Source organism: Streptococcus suis, assembly GCF_002964575.1.
In the GTDB taxonomy this organism is placed as follows: Bacteria; Bacillota; Bacilli; order Lactobacillales; family Streptococcaceae; genus Streptococcus; species Streptococcus suis_R.
This window is the reverse complement of sequence record NZ_POQQ01000057.1, coordinates 100,267-116,218: the sequence shown is the minus strand read 5'-3', so window position 1 is coordinate 116,218 and position 15,952 is coordinate 100,267. Positions and strand designations below refer to the sequence as shown.

Here is a 15,952-nt window from a genome sequence, read left to right as displayed (position 1 = left end):
TTTTCAAAGGTCTTGTTCACTGCCGCGCTCTCGCGACAACTATCTTAGTTTATCATTTCTTCAACTAATTGTCAACACTTTTTTGAAACTTTTTTTGTTTCTTTTTTCAGTGTCGCGTCTCAGATTTGACAACTCAATTATTCTATCATCTTCAATCAACTTTGTCAACACTTTTTTGAAATCTTTTTTTCATTTCTTGCTGTCAACGCGGTCTCAAAAGACAACTCAGTTATTCTTATAGTAAAATGAAACAAAACCAGTACATTTATGATTTTATGTATTTATGGCATATTCATTAGATTTTCGTAAAAAAGTTCTCGCATACTGTGAGAAAACAGGCAGTATTACTGAAGCATCTGCTATTTTCCAAATTTCACGCAACACCATCTATCAATGGTTAAAATTAAAAGAGAAAACCGGCGAGCTTCGTCACCAAGTAAAAGGAGCCAAACCAAGAAAAGTTGATAGAGATAAATTAAAGAACTATCTAAAAAATCATCCAGATGCTTATTTGACTGAAATAGCTTCTGAATTTGATTGTCATCCAACAGCTATTCATTACGCTCTCAAAGCTATGGGTTATATTCGAAAAAAAAAAAAAGAGCTGTACCTACTATGAACAAGACCCTGAAAAAGTAGATTTGTTCCTTAAAGAATTGAGTAACTTAAGCCATCTGACTCCTGTTTATATTGACGAGACAGGTTTTGAGATCTATTTTTATAGAGAATATGCTCGCTCCTTAAAAGGTCAGTTGATAAAAGGTCGGGTTACTGGAAGAAGATATCAGCAGCTATCTTTGGTTGCAGGTCTCATAAATGGTGAGCTTATAGCCCCGATGACATACAAAGATACCTTGACAAGTGACTTTTTCGAAGCTTGGTTCAAAAAAGTCTTGCTACCAACTTTAGATGAAACAGCTGTTATCATTATGGACAATGCAGGTTTTCATAGGATGAGTAAGCTAAGAGATTTATGCGAGGAGCAGGGACATAGACTTTTACCTCTGCCTCCTTACTCGTCCGAGTATAATCCCATTGAGAAAACATGGGCTCATATCAAAAACACCTCAGAAAAGTATTGTCAAATTGCGATACTTTTCTTGAGGCACTTTTGTCCTGTTCTTGTTTCAATCGACTATGCTATTTTATCTCCTGAAAATAGGAAAGAGAGAACGAAGTTCGTCCTCTCTAGGTATTAGCTTTTCATCCACCCACTACAATTGATAAAGAGCCGAAAAATTCAACAGGATTGTCAAAGACACCTAAGGTATTAAGAACGATAGAGCATCTAATACTCTTCGAAAATCAAAATCAGACGTTGTTGACTTGATTTGATGAGTGAAAGGCTCCAGTGGAGCCTTTCAGCCTGCTACCTTGAAATAAAATAGTAACAGGGTTCTATCTGCATCTGCGTCGCCTAGTCTGTTTTTGATTTTCATTGAATGTAGATTTGGAAATTATAGGAAAGTAAAAACTTTTCGAGCAACATAACAGACTGAACTAGTGTTAGAAGCCCTATCTAATAAAATTACTTAAATAATGACTTCGGCAAACTGACTAAACAGACGTACCTCCTACGCTACGGGTCACTCCCAAGCAAGATTTTCTCAAGACTTAGCTGTTCTGAGTTGAATTGCTTACGTATTTTCATACTTTTAGAGTTATTTTGTCGATATTTTTTAAATACAGAATGAAAAATGAGCAACTCTTAATTGGAACTTCTTGTTATGATAAAAATCGGTTACAGTTTACAACATAGTAAATGGATGTGTCATATCAATTAACTATCATACCTAAGTGCCACGAAAAAACGATTTACTACAAAATTGTACAGAAATTAATTGATATTTCCCGTCGTCTGTGTCAATACAAAGATTTGGAAATGATTGAGGGGCATCGGATGGTCAAGCGTATTGAAATGCTTGTTTTAATGCCTTCAAAACTTTTGATTTGGTACCTTTATCTTTAACAACAAATAAAAGACGAAAAACTTCATGAAGCGTGTCGCACAGTGAGTCAAACTTTAAAAGTAGAAATTTTAATTCTGAGCAGTCTATCGCCTACAATAACTTTATTCACTGGTATCTGTTGATGTCGAAGTCGGAGTGGAAGCAGAAGAGTTTATGCTACTACTTGTCGAGCTAGCACTCGCTGAGGCTACCGATACATAAAGAGTAACAGTCCCTTCGATAGTACTACCAGCTGCTGGATACTGACCAATCACAATATCACTAGTCGTTGAATAGTAACTCCTATCCTCCTGTTTTTCGATATTGGCAACCTTGACGCCCAAAGTTTGCAGTTGACTGCTAGCTTGTGAATAAGTGATATGACCAGATGTTAAATCAGGCATAATCAATTCCTTGCCTTTGGAAATTTCCAAATTGATGACTGAGCCTCTTTCAAGTTCTGTATCAGCTACTGGATCTGTACTAATGACTTGACCAGCCTCAACAGATGAACTATAGACCTGTGTTACAGTTCCGATATAAAAACCTGCATCTTGAAGTATCTGACTCGCCGATTCCTGACTTCTGCCAACTACATTTGGTACCACAACTCCTTTAGAAACATAGAGAGTGATACTACCACCTTTTTCAATAGACGCATTGACTTCTGGGCTAGTCTTGATGACCATGCCTTTATCAACCGTTAGGCTATACTCCTCTTTAACAGAAACCTGTAATCCCAGCGCTTCCAATTCTTGCTGGGCAGTAGCCAAATCTTTACCGCTAACATCTGGAATAACGACCATGGCAGCAGTTGCAATAATCAGATCAACCTTACTCCCCTGACGTTTTGAGGTCTTAGCTCCTGGCGAAGTACGAATCACTAAACCTTCAGCAACGTCATTGGTTGCCTCTTTGGTTACACTCCCTACTTCCAATCCAGCCACTTCAATCATTTCTTGTGCTTTTTCAACAGTTTGTCCCGCTACATTCGGTACAGTGACTGTTCTTGGTGAATTGAAAAACACAATCCCAACTGCCATGAGGGTCAACAGAAATACACCTAACAAGACTTTGAAACGAGTTCGAACTCCTTGTCTCGCTTTCGCTACTGGCTTAGCAACCCCTTTTTGTTTTGCATTGTCCTGCTTACTTGTCGGCTGTTTCTCAGCCTTGGTTTTGGCAGCCTCTGCATTAGCTGCCGGCTTGATATCAACATTAGCCTGAGAGAGCTTAGGCAAGGTTTTTGTATCAACCTTGTTATCTTCCAGTATAATCTTAGGTTCATTTCTACGATCCAATGACAAGGATGAGGCCAAATCTGTGTACATTTCCGCAACAGACTTATAGCGCTCGTTTAATTTTTTAGCTGTCGCTTTTAACACAACATTTTCAAGTGCTTGAGGGACATTTGCATTTTCTTCTCTGACAGATGGCAGTGGTTTTTGGAAATGCTGGAGGGCAATGGTCACAGCACTATCCCCATCGTATGGAATACGACCTGTCAACATCTCGAAGAGAATAATCCCCATTGCATAGATATCACTTTGAATGGTTGCTTTCGAACCACGCGCCTGTTCTGGTGAAAGATAGTGAACAGAGCCCAGCATTGAATTGGTTTGGGTCAAACTAGTTTCCGCAAAGGCCACTGCAATACCAAAGTCCGTCACCTTAGCGACACCATTTGAGGTCAAGATAACATTCTGGGGTTTCAAGTCCCTATGAACAATGCCCCGTGTATGGGCCATCCGCATGGCTAGGAGAATTTGCCCCATAATCCGAACAGCCACGTCGTTTGAAAGGGGGGCATTTTCCTTAATATAACGCTTCAGGTCAAGGCCGTTGACATACTCCATGGCCAGATACTGTTGACCATCTTCCTCACCAATGTCCGAAATACGAACAATATTGGGATGGTCCAAGTCTGCCATCGCACGTGCTTCCCGTTGGAAACGTTGGATAGCAATCTGGTCGGTCTGATAGTTGGTGCGAAGGACCTTAACAGCTACTTCCTCACCATCCAAAATCAAATCTCTAGCCAGATACACATCCGCCATACCGCCTCGACCAATTTGCCGGACAATCCGATAGCGCCCAGCAAAGATCTTACCGATTTGAATCATTACCGAGCCTCCTCTGTAATATGAAGTAGACCTACTGTAATATTATCCAAACCTCCTGCATTATTGGCAAAACGAACCAAGGTTTCTGCCTTACTTTCCAATGATACACCACTCACGACAATATCACGAATATCTTCCACAGATACCATATTTGTCAAACCATCGCTGTTAATCAGAACGTAATCACCAACTTCCAGAGTTTTCAAAGCAATATCTGGCTCAATGGGTTCTGCCTGTCCAATCGACTGGGTAACGATATTTTTCTGAGGATGACGAAGGGCTTCTTCTTCTGTCAACTGACCTGCGCGAACAAGGGCACCAACTAAGGAATGGTCATTGGTTAAACGAGTATACTCTCCATTTCTAATCAAACCAACGCGAGAATCACCGACATGGGCATAAATCATCTGATTATCAATCACCACAACTGCCTCTAGCGTGGTTCCCATTCCTCTATATTCTTCTGTTTGCCCAAGCTCATGGATTTTTTGATTTTCTGCATCGATGATGGCAATCAGCCATTCACGAACATCATTCAAGGTCACCAGTTGCGTATCAACCCAGGCTGCACCTAAATCTGTCGCAGCCATTTCACTGGCAATATGACCGGCGCGGTGACCACCCATACCATCTGCCAGAACGACCAAGTCGATACCCGCACGGTTCTTGTAACAGTTGATATAGTCTTGGTTGTTCGAACGTTTTTGTCCAACGTCAGTAAGTAATGCAATTTCCATAATTTTCTATCGTTGCTATGCAACTTCCTCCTCTTATTCTAGGATTTTCTTCTAAATTGACCGATGAAAAAGCCATCTGTCTGGTATTGTTCAGGGGTGATCAAGAGGCAGCCATCCACCATAATATCTGATTTGGGATGCTCTAGCATGACCTGTTCGAAATTGGGGTGATTTTGTAAAAATTCGTGAATAACCTCTTGGTTTTCCTTGGCAATAATCGTGCAGGTGCTATAGGTTATTATACCACCTATTTTCAGGCTTTGGCAAACGCTGTCCAAAATCTGCAACTGGATTGCCTTTAGAGAATCAAAATCCATAGCCGCCTTGTTATAGCGAATATCTGGTTTCCGGCGAATGAGCCCCATTCCAGAACATGGGGCATCCACTAGGATTTTATCAAAGGTATCTGGACCAAATTCCTCATGAACGCGACTGGCGTCTAGACGTTTGGTTTCGATCTTATCTGCTAAGCCTAAGCGTTGGGCATTTTCTTCAATCAAGGCTAGTTTGTGTTCGTACAAATCTAGGGCAAGGATTTTGCCACTTGTCAGATAGGAGCCCATGTGACAGGTTTTTCCACCAGGGGCTGCACAGGCATCCAAGATGAGTTCATCCCCTTGTATATCCAAAGTTGGCGCCACTAATTGACTGGTTTCATCCTGAATGGTAATCAGACCTTGTTTAAAGTAATCAGTAGCCGCAAAATGTCCCTGGCCCTTGACTAGGCCGACTGGTGATAACTGCGATTGTTGGGCATCTAGCTCCTCTGCCAATCCTTCTACTTGCTTACCATCTGTTACACGGATGCTGGCCTTATTTCGAATATGCAGACTTTGGAAAATCCGCTCCGCTCGCTCGTCACCATATTCTGCTATCAGGGTTTGGACCAACCAAACTGGCACAGAATATTGGACAGATAGCCTCTTATTTTTCCGTTTGATGCCTGTTGGATCTGGCAAGGTCGATTGGCTCATTTTGCGCAAAATAGCATTGACAAACTTGTCGGTTCCAGGCTTTCTCTTTGCAAGATTTACAGCTTCATTGACAACTGCGTGGGGGGGCAATTTGTCCAAATATACCAACTGGTAGAGGCTCAACATGAGGAGATAATAGACCCAAGTGTCCAATTTCTCTCTATCTTCAATAACATGTGCTAGGTACCATTCCAGTGTTATCTTCCGAGAAACCGTCCCATAGACCAACTCGGTCGCCAAGCCCTTGTCTTGTGCTGATAAAGGAGAAGATTCTAGAGCCTTATTGAGAGCGATGTTCGAATAAGCTCCTTGATCAAAGACTTGTTCCAATACAGTTAAGGCTAGACTTCTTGCTGTTTCATGTTTATTGATCACCAAATTGATCTCCTACTGCAATATCTCGACCTGCACCATTTAAAAAGTCTGCAATGGTCATTTTAGGCTTACCTGCTGGCTGAACCGTTTTCAGTGAAAGAGCTCCCTGACCTGTCGCAATAATCAATTCTTTTTTGCTTCGAGCAATAACTTGACCTACTGGACCTGTTCCTTCTACTTCAACAACTTCTTGAATTTTAAACCGTTCCCCTTGCCAATAGGTGTGGGCAACGGGCCACGGGTACATCCCGCGAATGTGATTAAAGAGTTGGCGAGCAGATTTGTTCCAATCCAGTACCTCTTCTTCTGGCTGGATATTTGGTGAGAAGGTTACCTGTTCTGGATTTTGAGCGACTGGTTTCAAGTCACCAGCAATATAGGCTGGTAAGGTTTGTAATAATAAATCCCGACCAACAACAGCCAACTTTTCAAACAAGGTGCCGACATTGTCACTTTCTTCAATAGCAATGCTATCGCTGGAAATCATGTCGCCTGCATCCATTTCCTTGACCATTTCCATAATGGTTACGCCGGCACGCTCATCACCGTTAATCAAGGCATAATGGATAGGGGCACCACCACGGTATTTAGGAAGAAGAGAAGCATGAACATTGACTGCAAAGTCAACTGAGTTCAATAATTTGGTTGGTAGGAATTGCCCAAAAGCTGCTGTTACAATTCCATCAGCTCCCAAATTCATAAGCTCATCTAGTTCTTGGCTACCAGATAGCTTTTCAGGTTGAAAGACTGGTAATTGGTATGCCAAGGCTACTTCTTTCACAGGTGTCATTTGGATGACTTTTTTTCGTCCAACAGCTCGGTCTGGCTGGGTGACAACAGCAAGGATTTCATACTTGTCATCCGCCAAAAGTCCTTTTAAGACTGTCGCTGAAAATGCTGGTGTTCCCATAAAAATCAACTTGGTCATGTTCGTGTTCTCATCTCCTTTACATGAAATCATTCTTACTAATCCTAGTATCCCTTAATTATACCATTTTTGCTTATTTTTTCCTTAACTAAAGGTTCTTTTAACTCTGCAATGTTTGGACTTTGGAAACTCTAACCACCTTGCAGTTGATAAACGGCTATAAGACTCAAGTAACTAATATCAAATTGAGCTCATTCTATCCCCAAAATAGCACGAATATCTTCAACCGTCAAGTTTGCACGACTTTCATTTCCATCGAGAACCGTTTTGACTAGATTTTTCTTATTTTCTTGCAGGACTTGGATTTTTTCTTCAATGGTTCCTCTGGTAATCAGGCGGTAACATTCCACCTTTTCAGTCTGACCCATTCGATGGGCACGGCTAATGGCCTGGGCTTCCACAGCAGGGTTCCACCAGAGGTCAACCAGAATAACCGTGTCTGCACCAGTCAAATTGAGACCAACCCCACCTGCTTTCAAGGAAATGAGGAAGACATCCCGACTACCTGCATTAAAGGCCTGGGTCATTTCTTGGCGTTGATTGGCCGGGGTTGAGCCCGTCAACGTATAGGAAGTCAGACCAAGCTCATTTAATTGCGCTTCAATTTGCTCCAGCATGTTTCTAAATTGGGAGAAAATCAAGACCCTGTGTTCCCCCTCTTTCAGTTGCACCAACAGTTCTTTCAGGCTATTGAGCTTGCCACTCTCACCTTGAAAATCATCCATAAAGAGACTAGGCGTATCACAGATTTGACGTAATCGCGTAATCCCAGATAAAATTTCAATCTTGCTTCGATTGATTTGGGCATCATCTGCACCCATAATTTTGGACTGCATTTGCTGGAGCTGGGCTAGGTAGATGGTCTTCTGTTCATCTGTCAATTCATTTAAAACATTGATCTCCGTCAAGTCAGGCAGTTCCTGCAGAACATCTTCCTTATGCCGTCTGAGGACAAAGGGCTGAATGCTTCTAGCAATGTCCTTGGTTGCCAATTTCCCAAAGGCTTGTTTTCCGGGCAATAAACCTGGGAGAACAATTTGAAAAATAGACCATAATTCAGTCAAATGATTTTCAATAGGGGTACCCGAAAGTGCAAAACAGTTTCCAACCTCAAATTCTCTCAGTAACTGAGCAATTTTGGATTGGGCATTTTTCATGACCTGGGCTTCATCTAAAATCAGGTAATCAAAATGTTCTTGCTTATAGAGGTCACTATCCTGTCTAAAGGATGGATAGGAGGTTACAAAGATTTGATGTTCCTGACCAATCACGTCTACTCGCTGCTCCTTACTTCCATGAACAACAGCTAGGTCCAAGTCTGGAGCAAATCGCTTGCATTCTTCCGCCCAGTTGTAAATCAAACTAGAGGGGGCCAAAATCAACACACGAGTAGTCTCCGTCATCCGACTGGACAGAAAGGCAATGGTTTGCAGGGTCTTGCCAAGTCCCATATCATCCGCCAAAATACCGCCAAAACCATAATGATCCAGCATGGACAGCCATTTAACACCTGTTTGCTGGTAGTCCCTAAGCGCTGTTTTCACATCCACATCTGGCATTGGAAAACTGTCTGGCTGAGCAAGATAGGCAGCCATTTCCTGAAAATCCTTGGAAAAACGAACCTGATCAAAGCCTGACAGGGACTGGGCTAATTGATAACCTGCCAAGGCATGAACCTGCACCTGCCCACCCTTGCCATGCTTGGCTCTTAGCTGAAGCAGGGTCTGGCTAATTTTCTTGGTTTCCTCATCAAAGACTAGAACCTTACCACTTGGACTTGTATAGTGGTCTTCTTGATTGAGTAAGGCTTCCAGAGCCTGATCAATTTCGGATTGAGCAATGCCTGTCAGATCAAATGAAATATCCAAAAGCGAGCCATTTCTGACGATTTCCAACTGAGGTTTGGCTTCTATCACAAGAGACTGAAGATTTTCTGATAGATGCACCTGCCCCATGCTCTCTAAAAGTGGTAACTGCTGGCGGAAAAAAGGATAGACTTCCTGTTGGCAAAGAGCAGGTCTATGAGCCAGGTATTTGCCACGAAAACCCGCCAAACCGATTGCCTGATAGACAGACTCTAGGTGTTGGAAATGACTGGCAAATGGCAGCAGACTCAATTCATCCTCACTTCTGACCAAGCGACCGTCAAAATCCAAAACCAAATGCAAGATTAAGCTACCACTTGCCTCCATCTCCATATGGAAATGAGGTGTAAAATCATGGATTTTAAAGCGTTTGGGTGCCTTGACCGTCCCTATGGTCTGCAAATCCAGCAAAGTCAGCGCCAAGCGATTCTGATCTTGAAAGTCAACCTGGACCTTTCTCAAGCCTGACTCGGTAGGAACCAAATTCGAAATCCGGGCAATTAGCTGTTCCTGCTTCCGATTCGCACAATAAATAACGCCATCTACCAAGATGTAACGACCTTGAAAGAGAGGACGGACACGTTTTTCATGAATGACCATTTCAATCATGAGCGTATGGACCGTTACTTCAAAATGATACAGACCATCTTCCTCCGTCAAAGGAAGCACCATCAAGGACGAATAGGATTGCTGCTGGTAGGTAAAGACAAAGCCATCCAGCCGATTCAACAATTCTAAGCCCTCTTCAAAATAGGCCTGCGGCAACCGAAAATGTCGGCCAAAGTGAATCAAAATATCCGAATCTATACTCGCCTTCTCCGGAACCAAGTTCCAAAGTAAATCTAGGACAGCCTGACTGGGCTCATCAAAATTTTCATAGGCCAACTGCTCGTAGTAATTTTTCCCGATTTGGTAATGGCCATTGGTCTTGAGCAAACGCAAAAAAGCACCGATGTCCCGCACAATATAGGCACGGGTATCTGGCAAGCGACTGATTTTCAAAGTCCAATCAATCTGTCGGTCATAGGGCAAGAGATTTCCCTCTACAGACAGACGGTATTTGATACCCAGTTCTTCTGGTTTTGACCCCAAAATCTCATCTAAAAAGAGGCCACCAAAATAGGTCCGACGCACCGTTTCCTTATGTTGCTCCCCTTCTTCCTTCAATGACTGCTTCAGATCTTTCCCAGCCCCATCATTTTTTAAATAATACTCCGTGGCAGCCAGATGCTGACAGTAGCCCTTTCTTTGAAATAAGTCACAACTACAGAGTAAATCACTGTCATCATCACTATAAATAAAGCGCTCTCCAGCAATATCCAGCTCCATCTTCCCATTCTCACTATGAAGAACAGTCAGTTTCCCAGCCTCATACAAATCAATTCCTTCTTGGCGAATTCGCCCAGGCATCATCCGACCCATTCAACTACCTCTTCTGACTTAGCACAATCTAAAATATTATCTTTTCATTATAGCTTATTTCAAGTAAGAATTCTTTACCAAGGCACCAAAAAAACACCAGTTCACTCAACTGATGTTCTTAGAAATCTTTCTATAATACAGTGTGACATGCCACATTTTCCTGATAAAACCATGGGTTTTATAGAACCAAAAGAACAGAATAGGCATGAAAAGGAGAGCTAAAACGAGGAAACTCCAACCCCTTCCTCCCGCAAACATCAGGAAGAAAACTGCTAGAACAAAACCAAGCAAGCCAAGCATTAAGAGGTTGGTCAGAAGCCCCAACCAACCCAACCAATAACGAAAGCCAAAAGGAGGATATTTTCTTTCATCAAAGTCTGCCAATCCAGTCAAAAACTCCACTAGCAGCTCACCAAAAAATTCCATACTAGCCTTCCTTTCCGACCTGTCGGTAATATTTGGTTCGTCGAATCACAATCTTAATAGCCTTAAAGGAAAGTATGGAAAGCATACTAGCCACGAATAGACAAAAAAGGAATATCACGACCAATGGCATTTTATACTGATTATTGGCCATAATCGAACCGCCTGTAAAGGCGATAAAATAGGATGCCAAAGTCACCAAATTGAGCCAGATGCAAGCCACTAGTCCCAGCCAATACCGAAAGCCAAAAGGTTTATACTGACTATCTTCATAGAAAATAAAATAAAAAGTAGAAACAGAAAGCAGTATAAAGAAAATTCGCCAAATCGGAAACGCTACCATACCAACACCTCCTAGCCCTATTCTAGCATATTTGCGAACAGTTGCAAAGAAAAAAGAGGTTCCCCTCTTTTATTTCCGTTTCCGTGCAATCAGATGAATTGGTGTTCCTTCAAAGACAAAGGCCTTGCGGATTTGATTTTCCAAGAAACGCATATAGGAGAAGTGCATGAGCTCTTCTTCGTTGACAAAGACCACAAAGGTTGGTGGCTTGGTCGCAACTTGTGTCGCGTAGAAAATCTTGAGGCGTTTCCCTTTATCAGTCGGTGTCGGGTTAATGGCAATGGCATCCATGATGACATCGTTGAGGACAGCCGACGGAATGCGGGTATTCTGGCTTTCACTAATAGCCTTGATCATCTCAGGCAATTTGTGCAAGCGTTGCTTGGTCAAAGCCGATACAAAAATAATCGGTGCGTATGATAAATACTGAAACTGGTCACGAATATCATCTTCCCACTGCTTCATGGTGTGGTTGTCTTTTTCAAGCGTGTCCCACTTGTTGACCACGATAATCATTCCCTTACCAGCTTCATGAGCAAAACCAGCGATGCGTTTGTCGTACTCACGAATGCCTTCTTCGGCATTGATAACCATCAATATGACATCGGAACGCTCAATGGCACGCATGGCACGCATAACAGAGTATTTCTCGGTATTTTCATAGACCTTACCAGACTTGCGCATCCCTGCGGTGTCAATCATGGTAAATTCCTGACCTTCTGGGTCTGTAAAGTGCGTATCAATAGCATCACGAGTTGTTCCAGCAACAGGCGAAGCAATCACTCGCTCTTCACCCAAAATAGCGTTAATCAAACTGGATTTACCAACGTTTGGACGACCAATCAAGCTGAACTTGATAATGTCTGGATTTTCTTCTACTTCTTGAACTGGAAGATTTTCAATGATAGCATCCAAGACATCCCCGGTTCCGATACCGTGTACAGAAGATACTGGGTAAGGATCGCCAAGTCCAAGTGAATAGAAATCGTAGATGTCATTCCGCATCTCAGGGTTGTCGACCTTGTTGACAACCAGAATGACAGGTTTGTTTGTCTTATAAAGGATACGCGATACATACTCGTCAGCATCCGTCACACCTTCTTTGCCTGATACGACAAAGACGATAACATCTGCTTCATCCATGGCAATCTCGGCCTGATGCTTGATTTGCTCCATGAAAGGTGCATCCACATCATCGATACCGCCTGTATCAATCAAGGAAAACTTGCGATTGAGCCACTCACCAATGGCATAAATACGGTCGCGGGTCACACCTTCCACATCTTCTACGATAGAAATGCGTTCCCCCGCAATACGGTTAAAAAGTGTTGATTTTCCAACGTTGGGACGGCCAACGATGGCAATAGTTGGTTGAGCCATTGCTCCTCCTCTTCTAATATAGTCGTTTTCGTTTATCTTTTATTACGTCGTTAACTCGCTTTGCCGTACTCCAGTACTGTCTGCAGCTCGTTGCCTAGTACTAAAAGCAAATAAAAAGACTATAACTTACAATAATTTATTTTTTCTAATACAGCCCTCGTTTCAGGTTGTTCTGGCTGACCAAACTGGGCAATCAAACGCTCCGACCAGGTTTCTGTCTGACGGGCACCTGCATAGTCTGTCTGGACTTGGTCGTAGGCTTGGATGACTTCCACGCCTTGCTCCACATATTCTTCTTGGAAGACAATGGCTTCCGCTGCCAAACGTGGCTTAACAGGATGGTTTTGGGCTGGTCGACCCAGTGCAATACAGAAAATGGGATAGGTATAATCTGGCAAGTTGAACAGCTCTGCTATTGCCAAAGCCTTATGGCGAATCATACCGATGAAGACACCACCATAACCCAGGCTTTCAGCTGCTAAAAGGGCATTTTGCCCTGCTAGAGCCGCGTCAACAGAAGAAATCAGGAGATTCTCTGTTCCTTTGGCTTCAAAGTCTGAACCATGGAGTTGAGCTGCCTTGCTGGCACGGTTGTGGTCCCCTACAAAGAGTAAAATTGCCTTGGCCTGCAAGATAGCTGGCTGGGGCACCAAATCGTAGAGAGCCTGTTTTTTCTCCTCCGACTGCACCACAATGATGGAATAAGACTGGAAATTCTTCCAGCTAGACGCAGCTCGCCCAGCTGAAAGAATAGCTTGCAACTGTTCCGCCTCAATGGGTTCCTCCGTAAAACGACGGACGGAAGTATGGTTCAGCATCAAATCAATGGTTTCATTCATCGGCGGTTCTTTCCTTTCAAATGCAAATCGCGAGCCAGATAACGAATCCGCTCCATAACCCGTTTGGCCTGCCAAGTTTCATCACCAGACTTACCAGAGGCGAAATGCCGTTCCAAATCATCAAGGGAGAAATTGGACGTAAAGAAGGTCGGTAAATTCTCCTGCATACGGTATTGCAGAATGACCTGCAGAACATCGTCACGCACCCACGGACTATGTTGCTCCGCTCCAATGTCATCTAGCACCAATACCTGAGCCATCTTGATTTCATCAATTCGCTCCTTGACAGAACCATCTTTGATGGCATTTTTGATATCAACAACAAAGGTCGGATAATGGAGCATGGTGGTCGATTGAAGATGGGTCTTGGACAACAAATTGGCTAAATAAGCCATCAAATAACTTTTTCCAATACCGAAATTGCCATAGATGTAAAGACCTTTTGGCTTTTCCTCAAAGCGTTTGACAAAATCCGCAATGGCTAGCATGACTTCCACACGATTTTCATCGCTCTTATCAATATCCGCCACGGTTACATTTTTCAAACTTGCTGGCATATTGATGAGCTGGATGCGGTTCTTGATAGCTTCCAAACGACGGTATTCGACCAATTCCTCTGTCTCAAGATAGGACACATCCGCATAGCCCTCATTCATGACCAAAACTGGTTGGTACCCCTTAGCAATATAGGCTTGGTCTTGCTTGACAAAGAGGTCGCGCTGGCTGATATATTCCAAAAACTTTGAAATGGACAGAGTGATTTCCTGCTGGCTCAAGCCTTCTTTTTTGATAAAAGCAGCGACTTCAGGATCACTCACTATCTCCTGATAGAGTTGCTGATAAGATTTTGGACTTGGATTGGCTGCCTGCGACAGCCTGTCTTGTACTGATTTCATCAGCTACCTCCTTTGTTTTCCATTTCTTCTAATTCACGATAAAGGGCAGCCAGCTTGGCTTGACCTTCTTGCGTTTGTTCTTGCTGAACCTCTTCCTTACTCCAGTCAGGCACATTGGTTTTTTGTGGCTGGATCGGCTTGGTGACCGCTTGACCTGTTTTCAACTCTCTTAGGTAAAGAACAGCTGCCTCTGCACTAGCAATTCCTTTATAGGAGAAATCATTGCCCAGCTTCATGGCATATTTTTCATTTAGATTGGCCGAATCCACCTTGTTAAAAGTATAGAGGACCAAGACATTGATGACTTCATCTAGCAAGCCCAAGTTTGCCAGATCTTTCAAGCACTTTTTCTCTGTGTCAGTCGGGACCGCCTTACGTTGTTCCTTGATAAAAGCGAGCAAAGCCGAACTTGACTTAGCTTTTGCCTCTCGAACAATGGCCTGTTCCTGAGGACTTAAATGACCTGCAGGCACCTGTTTAGCCTGACGTGACTGCTGCAAGCGCTTGGTCGAGATAGTCTGTCCAATCGCCGTTACCTTTGCCTGACGATAGGTTTCCAACCAAGTCCACCCTGCCTGCTCTGCTATGTGACTAAGAGCAATAATGTCCTCTGCTTCATCTTGAAAAAGAAGCTTGTCTTTTGCCATCAAGGCCTTGAAGGCAGACCAGTCAAAATCATGTTTGGGTTCAAACCTCCCCTCAATCTGACCAGTAAGCGTAAAGACCTGAGAGAAGGTCTTGGATACATTCTTTTCTTGAGGAGGTCTGGAACCCTGTAAGCCTTCTACACTGGCTTCACCTATTCGTTGTGCCAATAGCTGTTTGTATAGGGGCTTGTCCACAAATTGTTTGACAGACAGCGGTGCCTGTAAGGCTAGCCCCGTCAACTCATCTGCCCGATAGACTTGCAGGAGCCCCATGGCAGATAAGAGATCCAAGGCCTGCTCCAAGCGTTTCATCCCAAAATCCATATGGTTGAGAATTGTCGTCCATTTAAAACGTCCCTGGCCCTGATCCGAGAAACTATAGAGGTAGTAGTAGAGGGCTAGGGCATCAAAACCGATGATCGGTTGATAGCACTGGCTGAGGCTGACAATGTCTGGTGTAAAGGGACTAGTCTTGATATAGGTAAATAAATCACTTGGTTTCATTGGCAGCACCTGACTTTACTTTACTACCCTTAGAAATCATCTGTTTGAGCAAGTTCTCCAATTCTTCTACATCCTTAAAGGAACGATAGACAGAGGCGAAACGCACATAGGTGATTTCATCCAGCTCCACCAGTTCATCCATGACAAAATTACCAATGACGTCACTTTCGACTTCTCCGTCGCTTTGAGCGCGAACCTTCTGTTCGATCCGATTGACCACTTCATCAATATCACTGGTTGATACTGGACGTTTTTGAGCAGAACGAATAATCCCATTGAAAATCTTTTCACGGGAAAACTGCTCCCTGGTCCCATCCTTCTTCACAACGACTAAGGTTTTTTCTTCAACACGTTCATAGGTGGTAAAACGTTGACCACATTGATCGCAAGAACGACGGCGACGGATGGTATTGCCATCTTCAGCCTGACGACTATCAATAACACTTGATTTCAAACTTTGACACTTTGGACAACGCATACTCTCACTCCTACATCTTCTTTATCACTTCAGTATAGCATAAAAACAACAAAAATAAAAGAAAGCGAG

12 protein-coding genes and 1 pseudogene are annotated in these 15,952 nt (G+C 43.1%); 1 reads left to right on the top strand and 12 read right to left on the bottom strand.

Annotation, left to right across the window (positions count from 1 at the left end; genetic code table 11):
• The first annotated feature begins 283 nt into the window (after nucleotides 1–283).
• Nucleotides 284–1,156 (top strand): annotated as a pseudogene (locus C1E58_RS08330) (IS630 family transposase).
• Between the two features lie 915 nt (nucleotides 1,157–2,071).
• Here C1E58_RS08330 and pknB read toward each other — a convergent pair.
• The 12 genes from pknB to nrdR all read right to left on the bottom strand — a co-directional run bounded on the left by pknB (nucleotide 2,072) and on the right by nrdR (nucleotide 15,883).
• Nucleotides 2,072–4,072, bottom strand: coding sequence for a Stk1 family PASTA domain-containing Ser/Thr kinase (gene pknB, locus C1E58_RS08325; protein ID WP_105210023.1), 2,001 nt, complete (start codon nucleotides 4,070–4,072; stop codon nucleotides 2,072–2,074).
• Nucleotides 4,072–4,809, bottom strand: a complete 738-nt coding sequence (locus C1E58_RS08320) for a Stp1/IreP family PP2C-type Ser/Thr phosphatase (protein WP_105114056.1) — start codon at nucleotides 4,807–4,809, stop codon at nucleotides 4,072–4,074. The genes pknB and C1E58_RS08320 overlap by 1 nt, the downstream gene beginning before the upstream one ends.
• Nucleotides 4,810–4,847: 38 nt before the next feature.
• Nucleotides 4,848–6,161 carry a 16S rRNA (cytosine(967)-C(5))-methyltransferase RsmB gene (rsmB, locus tag C1E58_RS08315; protein WP_105210022.1) on the bottom strand — a complete coding sequence of 438 codons (1,314 nt, stop codon included), beginning with the start codon at nucleotides 6,159–6,161 and terminating at the stop codon, nucleotides 4,848–4,850.
• Nucleotides 6,148–7,086, bottom strand: a complete 939-nt coding sequence (gene fmt / locus C1E58_RS08310; protein WP_105210021.1) for a methionyl-tRNA formyltransferase — start codon at nucleotides 7,084–7,086, stop codon at nucleotides 6,148–6,150. Before fmt ends, rsmB begins: the two co-directional genes overlap by 14 nt.
• A 191-nt stretch (nucleotides 7,087–7,277) precedes the next feature.
• Nucleotides 7,278–10,373, bottom strand: a complete 3,096-nt coding sequence (locus C1E58_RS08305) for a DEAD/DEAH box helicase (protein ID WP_105210020.1) — start codon at nucleotides 10,371–10,373, stop codon at nucleotides 7,278–7,280.
• A 105-nt stretch (nucleotides 10,374–10,478) separates the two neighbouring features.
• Nucleotides 10,479–10,799 carry a hypothetical protein gene (locus C1E58_RS08300; RefSeq protein ID WP_105210019.1) on the bottom strand — a complete coding sequence of 107 codons (321 nt, stop codon included), beginning with the start codon at nucleotides 10,797–10,799 and terminating at the stop codon, nucleotides 10,479–10,481.
• Between the two features lies 1 nt (nucleotide 10,800).
• Nucleotides 10,801–11,139 (bottom strand): MFS transporter, encoded by a 339-nt coding sequence (locus tag C1E58_RS08295; protein WP_105210018.1) that lies wholly within the window; start codon nucleotides 11,137–11,139, stop codon nucleotides 10,801–10,803.
• A 69-nt stretch (nucleotides 11,140–11,208) separates the two neighbouring features.
• Nucleotides 11,209–12,519 carry a ribosome biogenesis GTPase Der gene (gene der, locus C1E58_RS08290; RefSeq protein WP_105210017.1) on the bottom strand — a complete coding sequence of 437 codons (1,311 nt, stop codon included), beginning with the start codon at nucleotides 12,517–12,519 and terminating at the stop codon, nucleotides 11,209–11,211.
• 119 nt (nucleotides 12,520–12,638) lie between these two features.
• A complete protein-coding gene (locus C1E58_RS08285) occupies nucleotides 12,639–13,358 on the bottom strand; it encodes an NADPH-dependent oxidoreductase (protein ID WP_105210016.1) in 720 nt (239 codons plus the stop codon).
• Entirely contained in the window at nucleotides 13,355–14,254 is a 900-nt protein-coding gene (gene dnaI / locus C1E58_RS08280; protein ID WP_105210015.1) for a primosomal protein DnaI, read from the bottom strand. The genes C1E58_RS08285 and dnaI overlap by 4 nt, the downstream gene beginning before the upstream one ends.
• The gene (locus C1E58_RS08275; RefSeq protein ID WP_105210014.1) at nucleotides 14,254–15,405 is read right to left on the bottom strand and encodes a replication initiation/membrane attachment protein; all 1,152 of its coding nucleotides are present in this window, start codon (nucleotides 15,403–15,405) and stop codon (nucleotides 14,254–14,256) included. Before C1E58_RS08275 ends, dnaI begins: the two co-directional genes overlap by 1 nt.
• Complete coding sequence (gene nrdR, locus C1E58_RS08270; protein ID WP_105114047.1) at nucleotides 15,392–15,883, bottom strand: transcriptional regulator NrdR; 492 nt, start codon at nucleotides 15,881–15,883, stop codon at nucleotides 15,392–15,394. Before nrdR ends, C1E58_RS08275 begins: the two co-directional genes overlap by 14 nt.
• Nucleotides 15,884–15,952: the final 69 nt, after the last annotated feature.